Below are 26,018 nucleotides of genomic sequence, written 5' to 3'. Positions count from 1 at the left end.
ACGTGCGGGTGGATCGGCCGGCTCAGCGCCAGGCGAACCGGTCGTGCACCCGCGCCACCGCCGGTGCGCGCACGGCCAGTCGCAGCAACGCCCAGCCGAGCACACCGCCCACCACGTTCCAGAGCAGGTCGTCCACGTCGGCGACGTGCCCGCCGGCCAGGGTGCGGGCCGTGACGTACTGCGTCACCTCGATCGTCAGGCTGATGAGCGCCGCGACCGCGAGCACCCGGCCCCACGACGGACGGGCCAGGATCAGCGACGCGAGCACGCCGATCGGCACGAACACCGCGACGTTCATGAGCGCGTCGGCCACCTCGTAGTCGTGGAACGGGACGAGGGCGAGGCCCGCGTGCCAGGGCGAGGGGGAGGTCGGCTTGTCGAGGTAGACCGGGAAGACCGTGTTCGCGACGACGCCCGCGACGTACACCGCCAGGGCGAGCGCCACGCTCGCGCGCGGCAGGTCGAGCAGGCCCCGGCGACGCAGGTGCAGGAGGAGGCCGACGAGCACGAGGGCAGCGATCGGCACGACGACGGGGAGCACGGGGACCTGGCGGAACACGGTCCGACCGTAGGCAGCGACGCGCCTCGGAGGCCTCGTCCGCAGGTGCCGACCCGCCGCCCTCAGGTACCGCGTCGCTGGTCCACCAGGTAGCCGACGACGAGGTCGGTCAGGTCGGTGACGAGCCTCGGCTCGACGGGCTCGGAACCGGCCGAGCGGAACAGGAGCGTGCCCACCACGAGGTCGAACGCGGTCGCGGCGGACGCGGGGTCGACCCCCCATCCCTGTGCCAGCGCCGCGACGAACGGCGCCCGCACCTGGGCGCGCAGCTCCGAGCGCAGCTCCGAGTCGGTGGTCTCGGCCAGCACGCCGAGCAGGAGGGCGTGGACGTCGGGCCGGCTCGCTGCGCCGGCGAGCCAGGCCACCGTCGCGCGCAGGTCGCTCTCGCCCGTCACCCCGGGCAGGTCGCCCAGCCGGTCGAGGAGCGCGGCGGCGACGAGGGCGCCCTTGGACTCCCACCGGCGGTAGACCGTCGTCTTGGCGACCCCCGAGGCGCGGGCGATGTCGTCGAGCGAGGTGGCGCGGTAGCCGTCGCGCGCGACGAGCTCGACGGCGGCGTCGAGCACCGCGCGGCTGATGCCGGCGCGGCGGGGCCGGCCCGCGGTCCTGCTCACGGCTGCCCCTTCCGACGGTCGCCGGCGGCTGTCGCCGACGTCACCAGCCTATATCGCTACCCAGAGTTTCGGAATCGCGGGCGGCGGCGTACCGTCGATTACGAAACTGCTGGTAGCGCAATGGAGGACGACATGACCACGACTCGATCGGCGCGGGGCCGCGCCGCCCTGCGGACCTTCCGTGACGCCGTACCGCTGCGGTCCGTCGGGCTCGTGCTCGGCGTGCTGGTGCTGCAGCTGGCGTTCGTCGCGTCGTACGTCGGTGCGTTCCACGACCCGACGCCCCACGAGATCGAGGTCGGCGTGGTGGCGCCGGACGGCGTGGCGACCCAGGTCGTCGACCGGTTGAACGACATCGACGGGTCCCCCCTCGCTGCGACAGCGACGAGCGAGTCGGCCGCGCGGTCGCAGGTGCAGGACGGCGACCTCGCCGCGGCCCTCGTGGTCTCCGCCGACGGCACCGAGGACACGCTGCTCGTCGCCTCGGGCGGCGGGTCGTCCGTCGTGACCGCCGTGCAGTCGGTGCTCACGCAGGCGGAGGCGTCCCAGGGACGCACGCTCACGACGGAGGACCTCGTGCCCCTCGAGGGCGGTGACGCCCGCGGGCTGACCGGCTTCTACCTCGTCGTCGGGTGGATGGTGGGCGGCTACCTCGTCGCCTCCCTGCTCGGCGTCGCGCGTGGCAGCCGGCCCGCCACGCCCCGCCGGGCGGCGGTGCGGCTCGCCTCGCTGGTGCCGTACGCCGCGGCCTCGGGCCTCGGCGGCGCGCTCGTCGTCGGTCCCTGGTTGGGTGCCCTGGACGGGCCGGTCTGGGTGCTGGCCGGCATCGGGACCCTCGTGGTGCTCGCCGGCGCCGCGATGACGGTGGCCCTCCAGGTGCTGCTGGGCACGGTGGGCATCGCCGTCGCCATCCTGCTCTTCGTCGTCGTCGGCAACCCGAGCGCCGGTGGTGCCGTGCCTTCGGCGCTGCTGCCGACCTTCTGGCGCACGGTCGGGCCGTGGCTGCCCAACGGCGCGGCGACGGAGGCGGTGCGCAGCGCGGTCTACTTCGACGCGGCCGGAATCGGTGGTCCGGTGCTGGTCATCGCGGCCTGGGCGGTCGCCGGCGCCGTGCTGACGATGGGTGCGTCGTGGGTGCTGCACCGGCGGGGCGTCACGACAGGTTGATGGCGCCGTCGGGGGACGTGACGTTCAGGGTCGCGACCATGTTCATCGGGTTGCCGTTCTGCAGGGCGCCGAGGCACCCGACGACGCCGGAAACGGCGAGGTTGCCGGTGTAGCCGGTCTCGCTGATCTTGAGCTGCTGGGTGGCCTCGTCGAACGAGATACGCGGTTGACCGGTGACGGTGAAGCGGCAGATGTTCGGGTTGGACGACGTGCGGAGGCTGGCGTTCACGTTGCCCACCTGGCCGGCGATGGTCTCGCTGCCGGTGGTCGCGTTCGATCCGGTTCCGGAGACGCTCCACGTGCCGTTCTGGGTGATGGTCATCGCGCCGAGGAAGGTGCAGCCCGTCCACGTCGTCGAGGTGATGGAACCGATGGGGTTCACGCCCGTGCCCGAGGTGACCGTGCCCGACCCGGTGATGGACGAGCAGTTCATGTTGTAGATCGTCCCGGAGCTGTTGCGCATGGAGAACGTGACCGTGCCCGAGCTGGCGGCGCTGACGCTGTGGCTCGCGGCCGCGCTGCTACCCCCGACCGACACCGTGTACGGCGGCCCCGCCGCGAACGCCGGGCTCGAGACGATGACGAAGGCGGTCGCGGCTGCGCCGGCGGCGAGGGTCCTGAGCTTCACGGGTGTCTCCTGGGTTCGCGGGCAGACAGTCAGAGGGCGTCGGGCGTCGTAGTCCCTGACGTTCCGCACCGTGTCGCGCCGGTTGCCCGGCGTGTCGCGTGCAGAACGTCAGGGACTACACGCGTCGGTCAGAGGAACCGGCCGTTGGAGACGTCGATCTCGACGGTGTTGCCGGGTCCGGGCACGAGGGCGTTGATCAGCCCGGTGTTCGCCCCGCAGTCGGCGAAGTCGCCGATGGTGTACTCGCCGACGAGGCGTCCGCCTGCGGTGAGGTCGAAGCCGACGCCGGGTTCGGTGCCGACGGGGATGGTGACCGGGGTGGTGGTCTGGCACTTGGTGCCGGTGAAGGTGGGGAAGCCGAGGATCTTGATGTTGGAGAGCTTGACGTTGTAGGTCGCGGTGGCGTCGACGGAGGCGATGTCGCCGGAGAGGTTGATGAAGCCGGTGACGGGGGCGACCTCGACGAAGGCGACGTCGGCCTGGACGGGGAGGAACCCGGCGGCCTTGAAGCTGGTGCGGGTGCCGGGCAGGGGCAGGGAGCCGGTGAAGTTGCCGGTCTCGACGTCGAGGTCGGTGCTGAGGGTGGTGGGGCCGAGGCCGACGTCGGAGCCGGTCTTGGCGATGGTGCTGGTGCCGACGGCGTCGTACTCGATGGGGACGATGGTCGCGGCGTGGGCGGCGAGCGGGATGAGGGCGACGGCGGCGCCGACTCCGGCGGTGGTGAGCGCGCGACGTACGCGACGGGTGGTGCTGCTCATGGGGCGTCCTGACGTGCTGGAGGTGGGAGGGACAGGAGCGGGCGGCCCGGGGAGAGGTCGGCCCGCCCGCTCCGAGAGGCCATCGATCAGAGGAAGCGGCCGTTGGAGACGTCGATCTCGACGGTGTTGCCGGCGCCCGGGACGAGCAGGTTGATGAGGCCGGTGTTGAGGCCGCAGTTCGAGAACTTCCCGATGGTGTACTCGCCGACGAGGCGTCCGCCTGCGGTGAGGTCGAAGCCGACGCCGGGTTCGGTGCCGACGGGGATGGTGACCGGGGTGGTGGTCTGGCACTTGGTGCCGGTGAAGGTGGGGAAGCCGAGGATCTTGATGTTGGAGAGCTTGACGTTGTAGGTCGCGGTGGCGTCGACGGAGGCGATGTCGCCGGAGAGGTTGATGAAGCCGGTGACGGGGGCGACCTCGACGAAGGCGACGTCGGCCTGGACGGGCAGGAGGCCGGCGGCCTTGAAGCTGGTGCGGGTGCCGGGCAGGGGCAGGGAGCCGGTGAAGTTGCCGGTCTCGACGTCGAGGTCGGTGCTGAGGGTGGTGGGGCCGAGGCCGACGTCGGAGCCGGTCTTGGCGATGGTGCTGGTGCCGACGGCGTCGTACTCGATGGGGACGATGGTCGCGGCGTGGGCGGCGAGCGGGATGAGGGCGACGGCGGCGCCGACTCCGGCGGTGGTGAGCGCGCGACGTGCGCGACGGGTGAGCGTGCTGGCGGTCATGCGGGCGGTCTCCTGACGTGGGGTGGGGTGGAGCAGGGGAGCAGGCGGGCCGGGGGAGGGGCGCGGCCCGCCCGCTCGAGGTCACGACAGGTTGATGGCGCCGTCGGGCGACGTGACGGCCAGGTTCGCGACCATGTTGGCCGGGTTGCCGTTCTGCAGCTGTCCGAGGCAGCCCACCACGTTCGAGAGGGTCAGGTTGCTCGTGTAGCCGGTCTGGCTGATGCTGAGCTGCTGGGTGGCCTCGTTGAAGGAGCCGTTCGCCTGGCCCGTGACGGTGAAGCGGCAGATGTTCGGGTTGGCGGTGGTCTGGACGGAGGCGTTGGCGCCGCCCACGTAGCCGGCGACCGTCTCGTTGCCGGTGGTCGCGTTGGTGCCGGTGCCGGTGATGTTCCACGTTCCGTTGTGGGTCACGGTGGCGGCGCCACCCGGGATGCTGCACCCCGTCCAGGTCGTGGACGTGATCGCTGCGACGGGGTTGACCCCCGTGCCCGAGGTGACCGTGCCCGCACCGCGGACGGACGTGCAGTTCATGTTGATGACGGTGCCGCCGGCGTTGCGGGCCGAGAACTGCACGGTGCCGGTGCTCGCCGCGGTGATGGCGTGCGATCCGGAAGCGCTGCTGCCGCCGACCGAGACGGTGTAGGGCGGTCCCGCGGCGAAGGCCGGGCTCGAGACGGTGATGACGGCGGCGGCGGCAGCAGCGGCGGCGAGGGTCTTGAACTTCATCGTTCCTCCTAGGTTTCGAGCGTGTGACGGCTGTCACGGGCACATCAAGCCCCGCCGTCGTCGACCGGGTCCAGGGTGCAGGCGTTCGGAGCTCGAATTGGGGCGCTGGATTGTCACGCGCGTGACAACGCGTCACGCCGACTTGTCACCTGGGTGACAAGTTTTCGGAGTGGGCCCCAGGTCGCCGGGTGAAGCCTGGCTGTCCCGGCGCGGCCGCTGTCACAGTGCGCCGGTGAGGTTCTCCCTGCGATCCCGTCGTGCCCTGGTCGCCGCAGCGCTCGCGGCGCCGCTGCTGTTCCTGCCCGTGGCGGGCAGCGCCCAGGAACAGGGGCCCTACGACGGCCTGCCCCTCATCACCACCGGCAACGATCCGGCGACGCGCAACACCTACGGCTGGTTGGGTGTGGCGCAGGTGGGCCGTGCCTACTCGCCCGTCTCCCAGCAGTGGGGCCGGGTCCCGGTCGGGCTCCTCGCCACGAACATCGAGTTCGCTACGACGGAGCGGACGGACGAGAACGGTGACCTCATCGTTGACGGCGACTTCGACATCCATGCCTACCTGCAGCCCACCGGGGGCGGTGGCGACCAGTACGGGCTGTCGCCCGAGATCGTGATCCGCACGGTCGCCTTCGGGTCGATCCCGACCGAGGTACGTCTACAGCTCCGCCAGCGGCGCGACGAGGCCGATCTTCCGGTGGGTTTCTACATCCGCACCAGGCTGACGAACAACTACACCCGTCAGCTGCAGATCTACCCTCCGACGGGCCTGGAGGATCTCGTGGACGTGGCCGTCGTGGGGCTCACGGTCGATGACGTCGCGGTACCGCTCGAGGACTCGTGCGCGACGGGTCCGACGGCTCGCATCGAGCTCGCCAGTGAGGCGGTGGTGATCGACCAGGCGGCGGGTGAGCAGTTCGTGCAGGACCGAGGGTTCTCGGGTGCGGAGGGTGGCACCCTGAACGGCACGCTCGACATCCCTGCGTTCGCTGGCTGCACGACGACCGACGGGGACGACCTCTCGGCCGTCCTGACCTCGCTCGTCTCGGGACCGGACAACCCGGTCACGGTGAAGCTGGGCATCCTCGGGTGCTACTACGCGTTCGACGACCAGACCTATGCCCCGCTGCCGCCACAGCCCGACACCGCCATCGCGGACGCCGGGTGCGCCCCCGACCTCCGGGACGGCGTCGAGGGGGTCCCGTCCCCGCTCCCGCTGCCCTCGACGCCGCCGTAGGAAGCCGGCGTGGCAGGCGGGTGCCCGTATCCGGTACGGCAGGAGGGCGTTGACGGACGACCCACCCGGCGGCTCTACTGTGACCGCAACCACACTGACTTATCGGGGAGTGAGTGCGTGGACGACGTCCTGCGTGGGACCGGCCGACCGGCATGAGCGCCGTGCTGCTCGCCGTCGGTGCCGTCCTGCTGCTCGTCTCCGCCCTCCTCGTCGTGCTGGCCGACACCCTCGCCCTCGCCCCGCTCCGGGCGGACGGCGCCGTGGTCCCGCGCGGCGGCGTGCTGCTCGCCGCCGCGCGCCACGGGGACGTCGTCGTCGCCGAGGCCGGCGGCTTCGCGACCGACGGCGAGCTGCAGGTGGTGGCGGTCGAGCCGGTCGAGCCGGACCACGACCGCAACTTGCGCTGGTTCGCCGGGGCGCTGGAGCACCAGGGCGACGGCCCGGTCTCGCGGGCGATCTCGCGTCTGGCGGGCAGCGGCCGGGTCACCGACGTACGTCGCGTCCCCGGCGCCGGCATCGAGGGCTCGGTCGACCGCCACCCGGTGCGCGTGGGCGACCCGCGGTGGCTCGGGGTGGCCGCGCCGACCGCCACCCGCGGGGGACGCACCGTGGCGGTCGAGGTGGACGGCCGGATGCTCGGCTCCATCACGGTCGCCGACCGGGTGCGGCCCGAGGCCACGGGAGCGCTGACCCGGCTCGCGACCGACGGCTGGACGACCACGATGGTGACCTCCGCCGGCGAGGTCGAGGCCCAGCGGCTGGCGGCGGAGACCGGCGGGGACGTCCGTGCCGTCGCGGACGCCGACGGGCGACGGGCGCTGGTCGCGGAGCTCGCGGACGTCGGCCGGTCGGTGGTCTGGGTGGCGGGGGGCGCCGGGACCGTCGCCGTGCCCGCCGGCGCACGTCTCGCGCTCACCGACACGGCCGGCGCCGCGGCGGCGCGCGCGGGTGACGTGCCCGTGGTCGTGCTGCCCGACGTGGCGGTCGACCGCGTGGAGGTGCTCCTCGCGAGGCTGCGGGGACTGCCGGGGCGGCTGCGCGCCGTACGGCTCGGAAGCGGGGCGACGGCACTGGTGGGGGCCGTGCTCGTCGTCGCGGGGGTGCTGGTGTGAGCGGGAGGGCCGCACCGGCTGCAGGAAGGGACGCGCCGCGCGTGCGGCGGGCCCGCTCGACGAGGGAGGGAACGCATGGGGGAGCAGTCGTGGGTGCGGTGACGTTGCCCATCAGGGCGGAGGACGCCGAGGCGGCGGCGCGGTTGACCAGCGCCGTGCGCTCCGTGGCGCCCGAGCTGGCACTGGAGATCGCCGACGAGATCCAGGCGAAGGTGGCGAGCTACGCCGGTCACCCGGAGGGTCGTCGGCACCAGCTGATCGAGGGGGCGGTCGCCGCGGCGATCGAGCACCTCATGGCGGTGGCGGAGGGGCGCCCGTTCGCGAACGCGCGCGTCGACGACCTCTTCCGCCAGATGGGCCACGGGGAGGCCTGGGAGGAGGGCGACCTCGACGCCACGCAGGCGGCGTTCCGCGTCGCCACCCAGGACGCGTGGCGGCACCTGCGCGACCTCGCGCGCACGCACGGCCTCTCGGCCCACGCGCTCGGGGTGCTCGGCGACCGGATGTTCGCCTACCTCGACCACCTCGTGGAGCAGACCCGGATCGGGTACGACGTCGCGCGACGCCGGCTCGAGGCCGACCGCGGTCGGGCCCGGCGCCGGCTGCTCGACGCGCTGCTCCGCGGCGTCGACGGCGAGGCCCTGCGGTCGCTGGCGAGCGCTGCCCAGTGGCGCGTGCCGGAGCGGCTCGTCGTGCTGGGCCTCGAGCACCGCGAGGTCACCGTCGCCGACGAGCAGTCGGCCGTGCTGCGCCAGCAGGTGCGGGAGGTGCTGGCCGCCGGGGGCGTCCTCGACCGGGTGCTGGTGCGCCCCGACGGGTCGGGGCTCGTGCTGCTCGCGCCCGCGCCGGAGGTCGACGAGGTCGTCGAGGTGCTCGAACCGCTGCTCGAGCAGACGGGCCACCGGGTCGGCCTGGGCTGGCCGGTCGGGCCGGCCGAGCTGCGCGACGCCCTGCGCTGGGTGCGCAAGATGCTCACGCTGGCCGGGTCGGGGATCGTGCCCGACGGCCCGCTGCTCCGCTGTGCGGAGCACCGCACGCAGATCTGGCTGCACGCGGAGCCGCTGCTGCGCCAGGGGCTGGTGCAGGACCTGCTGTCGCCGCTGCTGGCCGAGACGCCGAACTCGCGGGAGATCCTGTCGGAGACGCTTCTCGCGTGGCTCGAGTCGCGCGACAGCGCGCCGGCGATCGCGGCGCGTCTGGGGGTGCACGCCCAGACGGTGCGCTACCGCTGGAAGCGCATCAACGAGCTCTTCGGGGAGGACCTCCACGACCCGGAGTTCGTGGTGTCGCTGACCATGGTGCTCAAGGCCAGCGTCCCGTTGTGGAAGGCGGGCGACCAGCGCGACTTCGAGCGCTTCCACCGGGCGACGGGCTGAGGAGGGTCCCGCTCCCGCCCGGCCGGCCGGGGATGACCCACGGGTATCGTGACGGCGCGCCCCGGCACCGGGGCCACGGAGACGAGCGGGGGGAACGTGGAGCGTCGGAGAGCTGCGGTCGGAGCGGTCGCGTCGGTGGCCCTGCTGGTCCCGACCCTCGCGGCCTGCCAGGGCGATGGCGAGCCGACGCCCGAGCCGACGCCCCCGACGACCGCCGCGGCCGCCGACCTCACGCTGGGCACCTACGGGATGCCCGAGGCCGAGGTCGAGGCGCTCGTCGCCGAGACCACCGAGCTCAACGAGGCCACCGAGACCCGCCAGGTGGAGGTGCAGCCCTCGGACTCCTCCCTGCGCGACGCCGTCGCGGCGGGCGAGGCCCTGCCCGACCTCTTCTTCGCGTCGAACAGCGACCTGGCCTACCTCGACGGGCAGGACCTCATCGAGCCGGTCGACTCCTACATGGTGGACCGCAACGTCGACTTCGGCGACACGCTGTCCTACGACGGGGTCAAGGCCTTCACGGTCAACGACCGTCTCGCGTGCATGCCCTACTCGATCGACCCGCTCGTGATCTTCTACAACACGGCGCTCGTCGACTGGGAGGCCATGGAGGCCGAGGGGCTGCCCGTGCCGAGCAGCGGCCGCTGGGGCCTCGAGGAGCTGGAGGCCGCGGCCCGGTTCGCGTCCGACCCCGAGGCGGGCACGAAGGGTCTCTACGTCGGTCCGACCCTCGAGCAGCTCGCTCCGTTCGTGCTGTCGGGCGGCGGCAGCGTGTTCGACGACCAGACGCCGCCGACCTCGACCGCGCTGTCGGAGGAGTCCTCGGTCAGCGCGCTCACCCAGGCCCTGCAGGTGCTGCGCGAGCCGCAGATCACCCTCACCGCCGACGAGCTGGCCCAGGCCGACGCCATGGAGTGGTTCACCTCGGGCCGCCTCGGGATGATCATGGCGCCGCGCTCCGCGGTGCCCGAGCTGCGTGCCGTCGAGGGTCTCGACTTCGACGTCATCTTCCCGCCGTCGGTGGACGAGCGCGCCACGGTCGGCACCGCCGGCGGCATCTGCATGTCGCTCGACTCCGACGCGAAGGAGGCGGCGGCCGACACCATCGTCGACCTCACGAGCCCCGACGCGATGGCGGGCGTCACCGAGGCCGGCTACATCGTGCCGGTGCTGCTCGAGGTGGCCCAGTCCGACGCCTACCAGCAGCCCGACCAGCTGCCCGAGTCCGCGAGCGTCTGGACCAACAACCTGCGCTACACCTACTTCCTGCCGGCCGTGCCGGACCAGGCGGCGCTCGACGCCGCGGTCGCGCCGTACCTCGACGCACTCCTCAACGACGCCATCCTCAACGAGGAGACGATCTCCTCGACCGTCGCCGAGCTCGACGAGGCCTCGCGGCTGCTGCTCGGCGGCAGCACCGAGGAGGAGTAGGTCTCAGCCCTCGTCCGTGGGATCCGCGGCGGGGGCAGGCTCCGGGTACGGCTCCACGTCGCCGGCGAGGACCGCGTCGGCGAGCAGGGGTGCGGTGAGCTCCACCTGCCAGGGCCGGGCCCCGTACGACGCGAGCTGCGCCCCCACGGCCTCCACGAGCTCGGCACGGTCGCGCGTGCGCGGGGGTGCCCACAGCAGCCGTCGGAGGTAGTCCGGCGTCAGCAGGTTCTCGACCGGGACGGAGCGCTCCTCCGCGAGGGCGGCGACCGCGTCGCGACCCACGGCGTGGCGGCGGGCGGCGGCGGGGTCCTTGTCGGCCCAGGCCCGCACGGGCGGGGGTCCGTCTCCGCGCAGCGTGCGCGCCGGCAGGGCGGACTCGTCGAGGTCGAGGGCCTCCTGGACGGCCTCGACCCAGCGCGCGGCGTACCGGTCCGCTCCCCGGCCCTTGAAGCCCGGCGTGGCGAGCAGCGCGGCGCGCGTGGTCGGGAGCGCCTCGGCGGCGGCGATGATCGCGGAGTCGGGCAGCACGCGGCTGGGCGTGGTGTCGCGGGTGCGGGCGATGTCGTCGCGCGTCGTCCACAGGGCGCGGACCGCGGCGAGGGCGCGACGGCCGCGCAGCTTGTGGGTGCCGGACACCCGCCGCCACGGGTCGACCCGCACGGTGGGGGTGAAGGAGAGCAGGTGCTCGAACTCCTGGCGCGCCCACTCCGTCTTGCCCTGCTCCTCGAGCTCGTCGACGAGGAGCGCGCGGAGCTCCACGAGCACCTCCACGTCGAGCGCGGCGTAGACCAGCCACGGCTCCGGCAGGGGGCGGCGCGACCAGTCGACGGCGGAGTGCTCCTTGCGCATCCGCCGGCCGAGCTGGCGCTCGACGAGGCTGGCGAGGCCGACCCGCGGGTGGCCCAGCAGGCGCCCGGCGAGCTCGGTGTCGAAGAGCCGGGTGGGGTGGAGCCCGACCTCGGCGAGGCACGCCAGGTCCTGCGTCGCGGCGTGGAGGATCCACTCGGCGTCGCCGATGGCCTCCTGCAGCGGGGCGAGGGACTCGAACGCGATGGGGTCGACCAGCGCCGTGCCGGCGCCCTCGCGGCGCAGCTGGATGAGGTAGGCGCGGTTGGAGTAGCGGTATCCCGAGGCGCGCTCGGCGTCGATCGCGACCGGGCCGTCCGCGGCGGCCAGCGCCGCGCAGTAGTCCGCCAGGGCCTCTGCGGTCTCGATGACGGGGGTGAGCCCGTCACGCAGCTCGAGCAGCGGGGCCTCGGGAACGTCGGGGGCCTCCGGGGTCCCGGGCTCCTGCGCGTCGTCGGGTCCCGTCGACGGGGCGTCGGTCACGAGCGGCCCCGCTGGCGCCGGCTGGGGAGCAGCGCGACGCCGTCGGGCAGCGGCGGGAGGCCGGCGGCCTGGCACATGAGCTCGGCCCAGGCCTCGGTGTGCCGGTCGAGGGCGAGGTCGCCGGGGGACCACGAGGCACGGATCTCGATCTGCGCGGTGGTCTCGTCGTCGGACATCTGGCCGAACCCGCGGGTGGTCACGCAGGTGACGGTGCCGGCGGCCGCGCCGTACGTGGCGCCGTGGGCCTCGAGGGCCTCCCGCAGCCACGACCAGCCGACCTCGGCGAGCATGGGGTCGCTGGCGAGCTCGCCCTCGATGTCGGCGCGCACGTAGGTCACGCAGCGGAAGGTGCCCTCCCACGCGTCGTTGCCGTCGGGGTCGTGCAGCAGGATGAGGCGGCCGGTCGCGACCTCCTCCTCGCCCTCCTCGACGTCACCCGTCACGGCGGCCGCGTACGGCGCGATCCGACGTGGCGCCGGCATCTCCTCCAGGTGCACCTCGGGTCGCACGCGTGCCCCCCGCATCGCCGCCACGGCGTCGCGGAAGGCGCTCGGGACGAGCCCGGCGTCGGTGCCCGGGCGCGCGTCATGTCCAGCGGCCATGGGCCGAGGGTAAGCCGGGGCGTCCGGGTCGGCCGTGCGCCACGCCGCCTGACCTGCGAGGATCGGGGGGTGTCCGCGCCCCAGTCCGTCCAGCAGCCCGATCCCCGCCTCGCCGACTCGGTCTTCCTCAAGGCCGCGCGCGGGGAGCCGGTGCCGCACACGCCGGTCTGGTACATGCGGCAGGCCGGGCGCTCGCTGCCGGAGTACCTGCGGGTGCGCGAGGGCATCGGCATGCTCGAGTCGTGCATGGACGCCGACCTCGTCACCGAGATCACGCTGCAGCCGGTGCGCCGGTACGGCGTGGACGCGGCCGTCTTCTTCTCCGACATCGTGCTGCCGCTCAAGGCGGTCGGGGTCGACCTCGACATCAAGCCGGGCATCGGCCCGGTCGTGGCGAACCCGGTGCGCACCCTGGCCGACGTCGCCGCGATCCCCGACCTGACGCCGGAGCACGTCCCCTTCATCACCGAGGCGGTCCGGCGGCTGGCGGGCGAGCTGGGTGGCACACCGCTGCTCGGCTTCGCGGGCGCGCCGTTCACGGTGGCGTCCTACCTGGTCGAGGGCGGTCCCTCGAAGGAGCACGCGCGCACGAAGGCCATGATGTTCGGCGCCCCCGACGTGTGGGCGGCCCTCATGGAGAAGATCGCCGGCATCGCGGCGGCCTTCCTCGAGGTGCAGGTGCGGGCCGGCGCGTCCGCCGTGCAGCTCTTCGACTCGTGGGCCGGCGCGCTGACGCCCGCCGACTACGCCGCCCACGTGCAGCCCCACTCGGCGCGGGTGCTCGCCGCGATCGGCGAGCTGGGCGTGCCGCGCATCCACTTCGGCGTGGGCACGTCGAACCTGCTGGGCCTCATGGGCGAGGCCGGGGCCGACATCGTGGGCGTCGACTGGCGCACGCCGCTGGCCGACGCGATCGGTCGCGTCGGCGGCCGGGGGGTGCAGGGCAACCTCGACCCGACGCTCGTGTTCGCGCCGACCGAGGTGCTCCTCGCGCGGGCCGCGGAGGTCATCGAGGCCGGCCGTGCCGCGCCCGGCCACATCTTCAACCTCGGCCACGGCGTCATCCCGTCGACCGACCCGGGCCAGCTCGAGCGGCTGACGGAGTTCGTGCAGACCTACGCGCTGGACTGACCCGGGTGCCCGGGGCTCAGCCCCGGTCCAGCTTCGCCTGGAGGCGCTGCATGCCCGCGAGCCAGCGGTCGGTGTCGGTCGCCCGCGCCGCGTAGTAGTCCGCCACCTCGGGGTGCGGCAGCACGAGGAACCGCTGCTCGTCCAGCGCGCGCACCCAGGCGTCGGCCACGTCGGAGGGCTCCAGCGCCGAGTCGCGCGAGAGCAGTCCCGTGAGCGGACCGGCGTTCTCGAGCATGGCGGTCCGCACGCCCTGCGGGCACAGCGCCTGCACGGCGACGCCCCGGTGCCCGTACGTCGCGCTCAACCACTCCGCGAACCCGACGGCGGCGTGCTTCGTCACCGAGTACGGCGCGGAGCCCAGCATCGTCAGCAGCCCGGCCGCCGAGGCGGTGACGACGAAGCGTCCGCCGGTGCCGCCGGTCTCCTCGGCCCGGGCGAGCCAGCCGGGGACGAGCTCGCGGGCCGCCCGCACGTGGGCCATGACGTTGACGTCGAGCATGCGTGCCCACGCCTCGTCGGAGGTCGCGAGGCTGGGCGCCTCGTCCACCATCCCGCCGGACGTCGAGTCGATGCCGGCGTTGGCGAGGAAGACGTCCACCCGGCCGAGCTCGGCGACGGCGGTGGCGAGCACGCGGCGTACGCCGTCGGTGGTGGCGACGTCCCCGGGGGCCGCGGCGCCGCCGACCTCCGCCGCGACGGCGGCGGCCGCGTCCGGGTCGAGGTCGTTGACGACGACGCGGGCACCCTCGGCGGCCGCGCGCACGGCGAGGGCGCGGCCGATGCCGCGCCCGCCGCCGGTGACGACGACCCCGAGGCCGGCGAGCCGGTCGGCGGGGGCCGGCGACGTGCTCACACGCCGCCCGTCAGCGTCAGGCCGCCGTCGAGCACGAGGGTCTGGCCCGTGGTCCACGAGGCGTCGTCGGAGAGCAGGTGGGCGACGGCGCCGGCGATGTCCTCGGGGACACCGAGGCGCTGGAGGGGGTAGGCCGCGGAGACCTCCTCCTCGCGACCGGAGTAGAGCGCCTCGGCGAAGCGCGTCTTGACGACGGCCGGCGCCACGGCGTTGACCCGGATGCCGGGGCCGAGCTCGACGGCGAGCTCCTCGGTGAGGTGCACGAGCAGCGCCTTGGAGGCGCCGTAGAAGCCGATGCCCGGCGCCGGGCGTAGGCCCGCGACGGAGACGACGTTGACGATGGCGCCGCCGTGCTCGGCCATCCAGCCGCCGACGACCTTCTGGGTCCAGGCCAGCGTGCCGATCGCGTTGACCTCGAGGATCTTCCGCGCCGCGTCGAGGTCGATCTCCATGAGCGTGCCGTAGGTGGGGTTGATGCCCGTGTTGTTGACGAGCAGGTCGAGGCTGCCGAAGGTCTCGACCGCGCGGGCGACGACGTCCGCCTGGTGCTCCTCGTCGTCGGCGCGGCCGGCGATGCCGAGCGCCTTGGACGGTCCGCCCAGCTCGGCCACCGCCGCCTCCAGCGCGTCGACCTTGCGCGCGGTGATGACGACCCGGGCGCCCTCGTCGACGAGCCGCTGGGCGATGGCGAGGCCGATGCCGCGGCTGGCGCCGGTGACGAGGGCGGTCTTGCCGGCGAGGCCGGGGGATGCGGGCATGGCGGTGCCTTCCTGTTGCGGGACCTGCGGGACGCGGTGTGACCTGGGCCATGCCTACCAGATCGGCGCCGACCCGTCCGGGGTGCCCGTCAGGCGGGCTTGTCGAGCGGGCTCGTCGGGTGGGCTCGTCAGGCGGGCGAGCGGAGGGGGCCGCCGCCGGCGGGCACCCGCTCGAGCACCTCGACCTCGTCGCCGAGCCGGATCTCGGGGGCGGGTGCGCCGGGGGAGGTCGCGCCGGGGGAGGGCGTGGGCACGTCGGGCACGAGGTTGACGCCGAACCAGACACCCCCGTCGTACCGGCGCAGCCGCGCGAGCGTGCGCGTCGGCTCGTGGCCGCGCTCGCCCGTCTCGGGGTCGAACGTCGTCATGACGCAGCGCGCGCAGCCCTTGACCGCGCGGAAGGTCACGTCGCCGACGCGGATGCGCCGCCAGTCGTCCTCGGCCCACGCCGGCTCGTCACCGGTGAGCACGAGGTTGGGGCGGAACCGGGCCATCGTGAGCGACTCCGCGGCACCCTCGGTGTGCTCGAGGAGGGCGTCGTTCACCGCCGTGAGGGACGCGGTGGTGGTCACGAGGAGGGGGTAGCCGTCGGCGAACGAGACACGGTCGTCGGGGTGGGAGAACCGCGGGTCGGTCGGACGCCGGGTCGGGTCGTCGAGGTGGACGAGGTGCACGGGCCGGCCGAGGAGATCGCCGAGCCAGGCGTCGGCGGCCGGCTGCGGGGCCGCCGTGAGGTGGGAGCCCCACACCTCGACGGGCACCTGGGGGGCCGGGTCCGGGACGCGCACCGTGATCGAGGACGACGCGGCTCCGGTGCCCGTGGTGAGCTCGAGCGCGTCGTACCCCTCCGCGAGGAGGCGGGCCCGCACGAGCAGCAGGGCCGGATCGGTGCGCGCCGACACGAAGTCCCCCGGCTGGCGGCCGCCCCGGCCCTCCGCGGCCTCGACGACCATCCACCGCCGGTCGCCCGCGAGGCCCCAGGGCTCGACGGTCGCGACGTCGAGGTCCTCGGCGTGCATCGACTTGACCGGGTAGCGGTGCAGGGCGGAGACGGTGAGCGGCACGCGAGGAGGGTAGTCGGGGGCGGCCCCGGTAATCGGCTGGCGCAGCGCGGCGGGGCACCGGATGATGGCTCCCCGTGGGTCACGTGGACGTCGCCGGGGTGCGCTACGAGCTGCCGGACGGGCGGGTGCTGCTGGCCGACGTCTCGTTCCGGGTCGGCGACGGGCAGAAGGTCGCGCTCGTCGGCGCCAACGGCGCGGGCAAGACGACGCTGCTGCGCATCGTGACGGGCGACCTCGTGCCCCACGAGGGCGCGGTGACGCGGTCGGGCGGGCTCGGCGTGATGCGGCAGTTCGTCGGGCAGGGCGTCGTGCGCACGGGTGCGGACGGCGACGACGCGGAGGTCACCGACCCGACGGTGGGCGACCTGCTCGCCTCGGTCGCCCCCGAGCGGGTGCGCGCGGCCCTCGCCGCGGTCGACCGGTGCGAGCTGGCGCTCATGGAGACCGACGACGAGCCGACGCAGATGCGGTACGCCACGGCCCTCGGCGAGCTCGCCGACGCCGGCGGGTACGAGATCGAGGTCGTCTGGGACACGTGCGCCGTCGCCGCGCTGGGGATGCCGTGGGAGCGGGCACGGAACCGCCTGCTGCGCACGCTGTCGGGCGGCGAGCAGAAGCGGCTCGTGCTGGAGTACCTGCTCCGCGGACCCGACGAGGTGCTGCTCCTCGACGAGCCGGACAACTACCTCGACGTACCCGGCAAGATCTGGCTCGAGCAGCGCATCGCCGCGTCGTCGAAGACGATCCTGCTCGTCAGCCACGACCGCGAGCTGCTCGCCACCACCGCCACGCGGGTGGTGACGGTCGAGCTCGGCAGCGCGGGCGCGGGCAACTCGGTGTGGACCCACGTCGGCGGCTTCGGGAGCTACCACGACGCGCGGCGCGACCGGTTCGAGCGGTTCGAGGAGCTGCGGCGGCGCTGGGACGAGGAGCACGCCAAGCTCAAGGCCCTCGTGCACCGGCTGCGGGTGAAGTCGGAGTTCAACGACGGGATGGCGGGCGCCTACAAGGCGGCGCAGACCCGGCTGTCGAAGTTCGAGGAGGCCGGCCCGCCCACCGCGCAGCCGCGCGAGCAGCAGGTGACGATGCGGCTGCGGGGCGGGCGCACGGGCAAGCGCGCCGTCGTCTGCGAGCAGCTGGGGCTCACGGGGCTGATGGACCCGTTCGACCTGGAGGTCTGGTACGGCGAGCGCGTGGCCGTGCTCGGGTCCAACGGGTCCGGCAAGTCGCACTTCCTGCGCCTGCTGGCCGGCGGCGGCACCGACCCCGACGTCGAGCACCGGCCGGTGGGGGAGACCCCGCCCGCGCCGGTGCCCCACACGGGACGCGCGCGCCTCGGCGCGCGGGTACGGCCCGGGTGGTTCGTGCAGACGCACGAGCACCCGGAGCTCGTCGGACGCACGTTGACGGAGATCCTCCACCGCGGCGACGGCTCGCCCCACGGACGGGCCGGCATGGGGCGGGAGCAGGCCGCCCGCGTGCTCGACCGCTACGAGCTCGCGGCGAGTGCCGACCAGCCCTACGAGTCGCTGTCCGGCGGCCAGCAGGCGCGCTTCCAGATCCTGCTGCTCGAGCTGTCGGGCGCGACGCTGCTGCTGCTCGACGAGCCGACGGACAACCTCGACGTCGCCTCGGCCGAGGCGCTCGAGGAGGGTCTGGCAGCCTTCGAGGGCACGGTGCTCGCGGTCACCCACGACCGCTGGTTCGCGCGCGGCTTCGACCGGTTCCTCGTGTACGGCGCCGACGGCACCGTCTACGAGTCCACCGAGCCCGTCTGGGACGAGGGGCGCGTGGCGCGGGCGCGGTAGGTCGGCGCGTCGAGTTTGGTCGGACGGCGCGGCGGGGGCGTCGAGTTTGGTCGGACGGCGCGGCGGGGGCGTCGAGTTTGGTCGGACGGCGCGGTCAGCGCGTCGAGCTGGCAGCCGGCTGCGTGGTCGCTGGGCGGGCCGGCTGCAACTGTGCCGATGGTGCGTGGTGGCCCGGCGTCGCCCGGGCCTTGGAGCGCCGAGCAGGAAAGTGCGCGCGGCGCTCAGCTCGGAGAGAGAAAACGCGGACCGAACGGGGCCGGCCCTCGGGGCGGTTTCTAGTGGTCGGTGCAACACGGCTGTGGGGGTTGTGTTGCGGGATCAAGAAGCGGCGCGTGCGCGGGGTCTGGGGCTGTTGGCGGCCGGGGTCCCGGCGAAGCAGGTGTCCGAGTTGCTGGGGTGGGATCGAGACACGGTGGCTTCATGGGCCACAGTCGCTGGCATGCGACTGCGCAAGGGCCGCCACGGCGGTGTTGTCGGTGCCCATCCACCCCCGCTGGACGGTGACTGGGTCGATGAGCACGGCCGGTTGAGCCAGGCCGGGCGGGCCTTGATCCAGATCCGTCGCAGCGAGGGACGGTGTCCAGCACGGATCGCTGCCGAGCTCGGGGTGCACCGCAGCACGGTGGGACGCGAACTGGCCCGCAACACCCGCCTGGGTCGCTACCACGCTGCTGCAGCGCAGGTGATGACCGAGCAGCGCCGGCCCCGGCCCCGCCCGTCCAAGCTCGCAGTTCGTGCAGACACCGGCGTGGATGCGGGTGTGGATGCGGGTGTGGATGGGGGTGCCGGTGAGGTGCTGCGCGCAGCGGTGCTGGTCCGGTTGAACAACCGGTTCTCACCCGTGCAGGTCAGCCAGGATCTGCGGCGGTGCTATCCGGGGCGCGACGATATGCAGGTGAGCCACGAGACGATCTACCAAGCGCTCTACGTGCAGGGCAAGGGATCGCTGCGTGAGGAGCTGAAGGTCGAGAAAGCGTTGCGCAGCGGCCGCACCAGCCGTCGGCCCCGCTCGGCGCTGCCCCCACGGTCCAACCGGTCCTGGATCGGTGCCGAGGCCCACATCAGCCACCGCCCACCCGAAGCCGCCGACCGCGCCGTACCCGGGCACTGGGAGGGCGACCTCGTCATCGGCGCCGGCGGGCGTTCGGCGTTGATCACCCTGGTCGAACGCTCGACCCGCTACGCCCTGATCCGACGGCTGCCGCTGACCCACGACGCCACCACCGTCGCAGCTGCCCTGGTCACGATGATGACCAACCTGCCCGAGTCGTTGCGCCGCTCGCTGACCTGGGACCAGGGCAGCGAGATGGCCGCGCACACCACCTTCACCCTGGCCACCGGATGCCCCGTCTACTTCGCCGACCCCCACAGCCCCTGGCAACGCGGCACCAACGAGAACACCAACGGACTCGTGCGCGACATCCACCCCAAGGGCACCGACTTCAACCACGTCAGCGACGCCGACATCACCGAGACCGAACGCCTCCTCAACATCCGCCCCCGCCAAACCCTCAACTGGGACACCCCCGCCGATAGGCTCCAACAACTACTCAACGTTGCACCGACCACCTGAAGCCGCCCGGCGTGTCGCGGTCCGGGGTCCGCGTTCTCTTTCCCCCGGACGGGGCCGCGTCCGCGTTTTCTCCCCCGAGCTGGCCCGGGCATGTCGTCCGCCTCGGCGACGAGTGCTCAAGCACTTCGTACAGTTCGGCGCCCCCGCCGCGGCGTACATGACAACTCGGCGCGCCTGCCGCGCCGTTCGACCCACCTCGGCGCGCCTGCCGCGCCGTTCGACCCACCTCGGCGCGCCTGCCGCGCCGTTCGACCCACCTCGGCGCGCCTGCCGCGCCGTTCGACCCACCTCGGCGCGCCTGCCGCGCCGTTCGACCCACCTCGGCGCGCCTGCCGCGCCGTTCGACCCACCTCGGCGCGCCTGCCGCGCCGTTCGACCCACCTCGGCGCGCCTGCCGCGCCGTTCGACCAAACTCGACGCCCCCGCCGCGCCGTCCGACCCAATTCGACGCGCGCGGCCCCACCCACCGGCGTGCCTCCCCGCTGAGCCCCGGGGACGCTCCTACGCTCGGGATCCGGGCTCGGCTGCTCGTCGACGCCCTCCTTCCCCATCGGACCCGCACGGGTCCTACCCAGAGCGAGGCACACCGGATGATGAGAGGCGTCATCGGCCGCGACATGGCGGTCGACCTGGGCACCGCGAACACGCTCGTCTACGTGCGTGGCAAGGGCGTGCTGCTCGACGAACCGTCGGTCGTCGCCCTCAACACGATGACGCAGGAGATCGTCGCGGTCGGCCACGAGGCCAAGCGCATGATCGGCCGCGCCCCCGACACGATCATGCCGATCCGGCCCCTCAAGGACGGCGTCATCGCTGACTTCGAGGCCTGCGAGCAGATGCTCCGGTTTTTCATCCAGGCGGTGCACAAGCGTCGCTACCTGGCCAAGCCGCGCCTCGTCGTCTGCGTGCCGAGCGGCATCACCGCCGTGGAGCAGCGCGCCGTCAAGGAGGCGGGCTACCAGGCGGGCGCCCGCCGGGTCTACATCGTCGAGGAGCCGATGGCCGCCGCGATCGGCGCCGGCCTGCCGGTCCACGAGGCGACGGGCAACATGGTCGTCGACGTCGGCGGCGGCACGACGGAGGTCGCCGTCATCTCCCTCGGCGGCATCGTGACGTCCCTGTCCATCCGCACCGCCGGCGACGACCTCGACCAGGCCGTCATCGCGTGGATGAAGAAGGAGCACTCGCTGCTGCTGGGCGAGCGCACGGCCGAGGAGATCAAGACGACGGTCGGCTCGGCCTTCCCGTCGTCGGCCGAGACCGACGTGGAGGTGCGCGGCCGCGACCTCGTCTCCGGTCTCCCGCGCACCGTCAGCGTGAGCACGTCCGAGATCCGCCACGCGCTCGAGGAGCCGGTGCACGCGATCGTCGACGCCGTGCGCGTCACCCTCGACCAGACGCCGCCCGAGCTGGCCGGCGACATCATGGACCGCGGCATCGTGCTCACCGGTGGCGGCGCCCTGCTCCACGGCCTCGACGAGCGCATCCGCCACGAGACCGGCATGCCGGTGCACGTCGCGGAGAGCCCGCTGACGTCGGTCGCCCTCGGCGCGGGTCGCTGCGTGGAGGAGTTCGAGGCCCTCCAGGCGGTGCTCGTCTCCGACCGCCGGAGGTACTGACGGTGGCCCTCCGCACCCCCCTCCCGCCGAGCGGCCCCGACACCGGCGGCCCGGGCGGTCCCGTCGGCCCCGGCGACCGCACCCCCCGCCCCGGCAAGGACGACCGGCTCGGTCGCACGGGCCGTCCCCGTGGCCTCGCCCGCCTGCGTCGCCTCCCGCTCACCGTGTCGTGGGCGCCCGGCGAGGCCCAGGAGCGGCGCCCGCCCCGTGCCCTGGTGGCGGCGCTCGCCATCACCGGCCTCTCCCTCATGACCCTCGACTACCTCGGCGGCGACAGCTCGCCCGTCGAGCCCGCGCGCACCGTGGTGGGCGAGGTCGTCGGACCCCTCGAGACCGTGGCGGACGCGGTGGTCCGCCCCGTGGCGGCCGTCCCCGCGTGGTTCCGCACGCAGTCGTCCCTGCGCGACCAGCTCGCGACCGCGGAGGCGGAGAACGCCGAGCTGGAGAACCGGCTGGCGACCGACCCGCTCGACCGTGCGCGCCTGGCCGAGTACGACGGCCTCCTCACCGCCGCCGCCGCCCAGCAGGTCGACCTCGTCCCCGCCCGGGTCGTCGCGTACGGCGCGGCGCAGACCTTCACCCGCACCGTCACCATCGACGCCGGCACGTCGTCGGGCGTGCAGCCCGACATGACCGTCATCGCCCCGGCGGGCCTGGTGGGCCGCGTCGTCGGCGTGACCCGCACGACCGCGACCGTGCTCCTCGTGGTCGACGCGGACTCCACCGTCGGTGCCCGGGTGGGCAGCTCCAACGAGGTCGGCTTCCTCTCGGGCGGCGGCTCGTTGTCGGAGCCGAGCCGCCTCGACCTCGACCTGGTCGACACCACCGTCGTACCGGCCGAGGGCGACGTCGTCGCGACCTGGGGGAGCGGCAACGCCGGTCCCTACGTCGCGGGTGTGCCGATCGGCACCGTCACGGAGCTGTTCTCGACGCCGCGCGACACCACGAAGCGCGCTGTCATCAAGCCGTTCGTCGACTTCAGCCGGCTCGACACGGTCGGCGTCGTCGTGCCCCCCGACACCGAGAGCGACCGCGCTCTCATCGGACCCGATGGGATCCGCCGATGAACGCCGCCCGCACGGCCGTGACCGCCCTCGCCGTCCTCGTCGCCGTGGTGCTGCAGGCTGCGCTGCTGCCGGAGCTGTCGTGGCGCGGTGTCGTGCCCAACCTCGTGCTGCTCGTGGTCGTCGCCGGCGCCCTCACCCGCGGTCCGAACGTCGGAGTGATCCTCGGCTTCTGCGCCGGGCTCGCGCTCGACCTCGCCCCGCCGGCGGACCACCTGGCGGGCCGGTGGGCGCTCGCGCTCATGGTCGTCGGGTACGTCGCGGGCAGCGTCCGCCGCGACGAGCGGCCCACGCTGCCCGTGGTGCTCGTGACCGCCGCCGTCGCGTCGTTCGTCGGGTCGTCCGTGTTCGCGCTGCTCGGGGTGGTCATGCAGGACCCGGCGACGTCCGTCGGTGACGTGCTCGCCGCGGTGGGGGTCGGCCTGGTGAGCGACGTCGTCGTGGCCCCGCTGGTGCTGCTGCCCCTCCTCGTGCTGCTGACGAGCTTCGAACCCCAGCGACGGTTCGCCTGATGGCCGCCTCGCTCACGCGCCGCGCGACCCCGGAGAGCCCCGGCGCGAAGCGGAGCCGGCTCCGGCTCATCGTCGTGCAGGCGCTCGTGCTGGCGCTGTTCGGCACGCTGCTCGCGCGGCTCTGGTACGTCCAGGTGCTCGACGGCGAGCTCTACCAGGCGAAGGCCGCGTCGCAGTCGGTGCGCGACATCGTCGTGCAGCCGCAGCGCGGCCTCATCGTCGACGCGCAGGGCCGGCCGCTCGTCGCGAACCGCACGGCCTGGGTCGTCGCGGTCGACCGCAGCGTGCTCGGCCGGATGGACGAGGACGCCGCCGAGGTGCTCCGCGACCGGGTGGCCACCGCCGTCGGCCTCGAGCGCACGGCCCTCGACGCCGCCCTGCTCGACTGCGGCGACGCGGGCTCGGTCGAGGGCACCTGCTGGAACGGCTCGCCGTACCAGCCCGTGCCCATCGCCGTCGACGTCGACCGCGAGGTCGCGCTGGCGATCCGCGAGCAGCCCGAGGACTACCCGGCCGTCGTCGTGGACGAGCAGACGGTGCGGGACTACCCCGCGCCGTACGGCGTCAACGCCGCCCACCTCCTCGGCTACCTCAGCCCCATCACCGAGAGCGAGCTCGACGCGGCGGAGGACGCCGACGACGCGTCCGTCAACGGTGCGTCCGTGGTGGGGCGCGCCGGCATCGAGCAGGAGTACGACGCGTGGTTGCGCGGCATGCCCGGCTACCGGCGCGTGGCGGTCGACTCCATGGGCCAGGTGATCGGGGACGACTCGGAGATCGAGGCGACGCCGGGCGACACCCTCGTGACGTCGATCGACGCCCAGGTGCAGTCGGTCGTCGAGCAGCAGCTGGCGTCCACGATCGAGACGGCGCGGAACACGCGGGACACCGTGACGGGCCGCAACTACGTCGCGGACTCCGGCGCCGTGGTCGTCATGGAGGCCGACACGGGCCGGATCGTGGCGATGGCGAGCCAGCCGACCTACGACCCGGGCGTGTGGACGGGCGGCATCTCGCAGACGGACCTCGACCGGCTCTACTCGGAGGAGGCCGGCACCCCGCTGCTCTCCCGCGCGACCCAGGGCCAGTTCGCCCCCGGGTCGACCTGGAAGCCGTTCATGACGGCGGGGGCGCTCGAGAACGGCTACACCACCGACAGCCGCCTCGACTGCTCGTCGAGCCTGCGGGTCGGCAACCGCGACTTCAAGAACTACGAGTCGGGGGCCTACGGCTCGATCGGCTTCGCGAAGGCGCTCGAGGTCTCCTGCAACACCTTCTTCTACCGGATCGGCTACGACTTCTGGGCCACCTACGGCTCCGACGTCGAGGACGTCGACGCCTTCGACCCGCTGGTCGACGAGGCGAAGGAGTGGGGCTTCGGCACCGCGACGGGCGTCGACCTGCCCGGCGAGGCGTCGGGTCGGATCGCCGACCGTGCCTGGAAGCGGGAGTACTACGACGCGCAGAAGGACTTCTACTGCGACCTCGCCGAGGAGGACGGCAACGACTTCCAGCACCGGTTCGCCCGCGAGTTCTGCGCGGAGGGCTACGCCTACCGGGCCGGCGACGCCGTCAACTTCTCCATCGGGCAGGGCGACACGATCGTCACGCCGCTGCAGCTGGCCGACGCGTACGCCGCGCTCGCCAACGGCGGCACGCTCTACGAGCCCCGGGTCGCGAAGGCCGTGGTCTCGCCCGACGGTGAGCTGGTCCGCGAGATCGAGCCCGAGGTCAAGGCGACGGTCGACGTGCCCTCCGACGTGGTCGACTACATCGACGGGGCGCTGCAGGGCGTGACGCGTGAGGGCACCATGGCCTGGCGCATGGGCGGCTTCCCGCTCGGCGACGTCGTGGTGCGGTCCAAGACCGGCTCCGCGGAGGTCTACGGCAAGCAGTCGACGTCGTGGGTCGCGTCGTACTCCGACGACTACGTCGTCGTCATGATGGTGTCGCAGGGCGGCACGGGCTCGGGTACGTCGGGTCCGGCGGTGCGCGCGATCTGGGAGTCGCTGTACGGCGTGGAGGGCGACCAGGTCGTCCCGACCGCCGCGGCGATCCCGGGCGTCGTCGCCGGCGAGGAGCTGCCGACGTTCACGCCGGACGGCTCCATCCTCCCGCCGGCCCGCGACCCGCAGGAGGGCTCGTGACCGTCACCCCGCTGCGCCCGCTCGGCGCCCGGCCGCTCGGCGGCCGGGGGGCGGCCGCCGCCACGACCCGCACCCGCATCCCCGGCCTCGACTGGGTGCTCCTCGGCGCCGTCGCGGTCCTGCTGGTGGTCGGCACGCTGCTGGTCTGGTCGGCCACGGCCACGCGCGCCTCGCTCGTCGGTGACGACTCGACCGCCTTCCTGCGCCGCCAGCTCGTCAACGTCGCGATCGGCGTGGTGCTGGCGGTCGTCGTCGTGGCGACCGACCACCGCTGGCTGCGGATCGTCGCGCCCCTGGTCTACCTCGTCTCCGTGGTCGGCCTCGTGCTCGTGCTCGTCATGGGCTCGACCATCAACGGGTCCCGGTCGTGGCTGCGCATCGCCGGCATGTCGATCCAGCCCGCCGAGTTCGCCAAGCTCGCGGTCGTCGTCGGCATGGCACTCCTCGTCGCGGAACGGGCCCAGGCGTCGTGGCGCCGCTCGGTCGGCACCCGCGAGGTCGTCGGCCTGCTCGCGATCGCCGCGGTGCCCGCCGTGCTGATCCTGGGGCAGCCCGACCTGGGCACCATGCTCGTGCTGAGCGCGACCGTGCTCGGCGTGCTCGCGATCGCCGGCACGCCCCGGCGCTGGCTCGTCGGGCTCGTGGGCGCGGGTGCGGGGGCCGCCGTCGCGGCGGTGGGGGCCGGGATCCTCAAGCCCTACCAGCTCGACCGCTTCCTGGCGTTCCTCGACCCCAACCGCGACCCCCTCGGCGCGGGCTACAACACGGAGCAGGCCCGCATCGCCATCGGCAACGGCGGGCTCTTCGGCCAGGGTCTCTTCAACGGCTCGCAGACGCGTTCCGGCTTCGTGCCCGAGCAGCAGACCGACTTCATCTTCACCGTCGCGGGGGAGGAGCTGGGCCTCGTCGGCGCCGGCCTCATCGTCGCGCTCCTGGCGCTCGTCGTCTGGCGGGCCCTGCGGATCGCGTCGGCCTCCGACGACGCCTTCGGCCGCGTGGCCGCCGGTGGCATCGCCTGCTGGTTCGGCTTCCAGGCGTTCCAGAACGTCGGCATGTGCCTCGGCATCATGCCGGTCACCGGCGTGCCGCTGCCGTTCGTCTCCTACGGCGGCTCGTCCCTCTTCGCCGTCATGCTCGCCGTCGGGGTGCTGCAGAGCATCCACCTCCGCAACGGCACGCGGGGCGAGGCCGGCTGAGCGCTTCGCGTCGGCGTCCGGCAGCCTCGTCGGAC

At 73.7% G+C, this 26,018-nt stretch carries 24 protein-coding genes; 13 read left to right on the top strand and 11 right to left on the bottom strand.

The annotated features are described in order from the left end of the window. Positions 1-22 precede the first annotated feature (22 nt). Positions 23-559, bottom strand: coding sequence for a VanZ family protein (locus QE405_RS12100; RefSeq protein WP_307201043.1), 537 nt, complete (start codon positions 557-559; stop codon positions 23-25). 62 nt (positions 560-621) lie between these two features. After that, positions 622-1,173 carry a TetR/AcrR family transcriptional regulator gene (locus QE405_RS12095; protein ID WP_307201042.1) on the bottom strand — a complete coding sequence of 184 codons (552 nt, stop codon included), beginning with the start codon at positions 1,171-1,173 and terminating at the stop codon, positions 622-624. A 132-nt stretch (positions 1,174-1,305) separates the two neighbouring features. Between QE405_RS12095 and QE405_RS12090 the strand changes: the two genes are divergently transcribed. Further along, on the top strand, positions 1,306-2,340 hold the full coding sequence (locus tag QE405_RS12090) for a DUF3533 domain-containing protein (protein ID WP_307201039.1): 1,035 nt from the start codon (positions 1,306-1,308) through the stop codon (positions 2,338-2,340). Here the strand turns inward: QE405_RS12090 and QE405_RS12085 are convergent. The 4 genes from QE405_RS12085 to QE405_RS12070 all read right to left on the bottom strand — a co-directional run bounded on the left by QE405_RS12085 (position 2,327) and on the right by QE405_RS12070 (position 5,174). Beyond that, positions 2,327-2,968: a hypothetical protein gene (locus tag QE405_RS12085; RefSeq protein WP_307201037.1), complete on the bottom strand. Its 642-nt coding sequence runs from the start codon at positions 2,966-2,968 to the stop codon at positions 2,327-2,329. The genes QE405_RS12090 and QE405_RS12085 overlap by 14 nt on opposite strands. 128 nt (positions 2,969-3,096) lie before the next feature. Next, positions 3,097-3,726: a hypothetical protein gene (locus tag QE405_RS12080; RefSeq protein WP_307201035.1), complete on the bottom strand. Its 630-nt coding sequence runs from the start codon at positions 3,724-3,726 to the stop codon at positions 3,097-3,099. A gap of 86 nt (positions 3,727-3,812) precedes the next feature. Further along, positions 3,813-4,448, bottom strand: coding sequence for a hypothetical protein (locus tag QE405_RS12075; RefSeq protein ID WP_307201033.1), 636 nt, complete (start codon positions 4,446-4,448; stop codon positions 3,813-3,815). Positions 4,449-4,529: 81 nt separating this feature from the next. Then, entirely contained in the window at positions 4,530-5,174 is a 645-nt protein-coding gene (locus QE405_RS12070) for a hypothetical protein (RefSeq protein WP_307201031.1), read from the bottom strand. A 232-nt stretch (positions 5,175-5,406) separates the two neighbouring features. Between QE405_RS12070 and QE405_RS12065 the strand changes: the two genes are divergently transcribed. The 4 genes from QE405_RS12065 (at position 5,407) to QE405_RS12050 (ending at position 10,327) form a co-directional block, all read left to right on the top strand. Beyond that, the gene (locus QE405_RS12065) at positions 5,407-6,408 is read left to right on the top strand and encodes a hypothetical protein (RefSeq protein ID WP_307201029.1); all 1,002 of its coding nucleotides are present in this window, start codon (positions 5,407-5,409) and stop codon (positions 6,406-6,408) included. A gap of 152 nt (positions 6,409-6,560) precedes the next feature. Further along, positions 6,561-7,520, top strand: coding sequence for an HAD family hydrolase (locus QE405_RS12060; RefSeq protein ID WP_307201027.1), 960 nt, complete (start codon positions 6,561-6,563; stop codon positions 7,518-7,520). Between the two features lie 98 nt (positions 7,521-7,618). Beyond that, positions 7,619-8,896: a helix-turn-helix domain-containing protein gene (locus tag QE405_RS12055; protein WP_307201024.1), complete on the top strand. Its 1,278-nt coding sequence runs from the start codon at positions 7,619-7,621 to the stop codon at positions 8,894-8,896. A 135-nt stretch (positions 8,897-9,031) separates the two neighbouring features. After that, positions 9,032-10,327, top strand: a complete 1,296-nt coding sequence (locus QE405_RS12050; protein WP_307201022.1) for an ABC transporter substrate-binding protein — start codon at positions 9,032-9,034, stop codon at positions 10,325-10,327. 3 nt (positions 10,328-10,330) lie between these two features. On the opposite strand, the gene QE405_RS12045 is transcribed toward QE405_RS12050, so the two are convergent. Further along, complete coding sequence (locus QE405_RS12045; protein WP_307201020.1) at positions 10,331-11,656, bottom strand: HRDC domain-containing protein; 1,326 nt, start codon at positions 11,654-11,656, stop codon at positions 10,331-10,333. Next, entirely contained in the window at positions 11,653-12,258 is a 606-nt protein-coding gene (locus tag QE405_RS12040; protein WP_307201018.1) for a DUF3000 domain-containing protein, read from the bottom strand. Before QE405_RS12040 ends, QE405_RS12045 begins: the two co-directional genes overlap by 4 nt. 69 nt (positions 12,259-12,327) lie before the next feature. Between QE405_RS12040 and hemE the strand changes: the two genes are divergently transcribed. After that, positions 12,328-13,389, top strand: coding sequence for a uroporphyrinogen decarboxylase (hemE, locus tag QE405_RS12035; protein WP_307201016.1), 1,062 nt, complete (start codon positions 12,328-12,330; stop codon positions 13,387-13,389). Positions 13,390-13,405: 16 nt separating this feature from the next. Here hemE and QE405_RS12030 read toward each other — a convergent pair whose 3' ends face one another. The 3 genes from QE405_RS12030 to QE405_RS12020 form a co-directional block, all read right to left on the bottom strand. Continuing rightward, entirely contained in the window at positions 13,406-14,242 is an 837-nt protein-coding gene (locus QE405_RS12030) for an SDR family NAD(P)-dependent oxidoreductase (protein ID WP_307201015.1), read from the bottom strand. After that, on the bottom strand, positions 14,239-15,000 hold the full coding sequence (locus tag QE405_RS12025) for an SDR family oxidoreductase (protein WP_307201012.1): 762 nt from the start codon (positions 14,998-15,000) through the stop codon (positions 14,239-14,241). The genes QE405_RS12030 and QE405_RS12025 overlap by 4 nt, the downstream gene beginning before the upstream one ends. 128 nt (positions 15,001-15,128) lie before the next feature. After that, on the bottom strand, positions 15,129-16,064 hold the full coding sequence (locus QE405_RS12020; protein WP_307201011.1) for an MOSC domain-containing protein: 936 nt from the start codon (positions 16,062-16,064) through the stop codon (positions 15,129-15,131). A gap of 74 nt (positions 16,065-16,138) precedes the next feature. Here QE405_RS12020 and QE405_RS12015 point away from each other — a divergent pair, with 74 nt between their 5' ends. The 7 genes from QE405_RS12015 to rodA all read left to right on the top strand — a co-directional run bounded on the left by QE405_RS12015 (position 16,139) and on the right by rodA (position 25,983). After that, positions 16,139-17,872 (top strand): ABC-F family ATP-binding cassette domain-containing protein, encoded by a 1,734-nt coding sequence (locus tag QE405_RS12015; RefSeq protein ID WP_307201009.1) that lies wholly within the window; start codon positions 16,139-16,141, stop codon positions 17,870-17,872. A gap of 439 nt (positions 17,873-18,311) precedes the next feature. Then, entirely contained in the window at positions 18,312-19,445 is a 1,134-nt protein-coding gene (locus tag QE405_RS12010) for an IS30 family transposase (RefSeq protein ID WP_307198779.1), read from the top strand. Between the two features lie 590 nt (positions 19,446-20,035). Further along, on the top strand, positions 20,036-21,064 hold the full coding sequence (locus QE405_RS12005; RefSeq protein ID WP_307201005.1) for a rod shape-determining protein: 1,029 nt from the start codon (positions 20,036-20,038) through the stop codon (positions 21,062-21,064). Positions 21,065-21,066: 2 nt separating this feature from the next. Continuing rightward, positions 21,067-22,131, top strand: a complete 1,065-nt coding sequence (gene mreC, locus QE405_RS12000; protein WP_307201003.1) for a rod shape-determining protein MreC — start codon at positions 21,067-21,069, stop codon at positions 22,129-22,131. Beyond that, entirely contained in the window at positions 22,128-22,640 is a 513-nt protein-coding gene (mreD, locus tag QE405_RS11995; protein ID WP_307201000.1) for a rod shape-determining protein MreD, read from the top strand. The genes mreC and mreD overlap by 4 nt, the downstream gene beginning before the upstream one ends. Further along, entirely contained in the window at positions 22,640-24,787 is a 2,148-nt protein-coding gene (gene mrdA / locus QE405_RS11990; RefSeq protein ID WP_307200998.1) for a penicillin-binding protein 2, read from the top strand. Before mreD ends, mrdA begins: the two co-directional genes overlap by 1 nt. Beyond that, positions 24,784-25,983 (top strand): rod shape-determining protein RodA, encoded by a 1,200-nt coding sequence (gene rodA, locus QE405_RS11985; RefSeq protein WP_307200997.1) that lies wholly within the window; start codon positions 24,784-24,786, stop codon positions 25,981-25,983. Before mrdA ends, rodA begins: the two co-directional genes overlap by 4 nt. Positions 25,984-26,018 lie beyond the last annotated feature (35 nt).

This window comes from Nocardioides zeae, from assembly GCF_030818655.1.
In the GTDB taxonomy this organism is placed as follows: domain Bacteria; phylum Actinomycetota; class Actinomycetes; order Propionibacteriales; family Nocardioidaceae; genus Nocardioides; species Nocardioides zeae_A.
The sequence above is the reverse complement of the archived record's forward strand: the minus strand, read 5'-3'. Positions and strand labels throughout refer to the sequence as shown.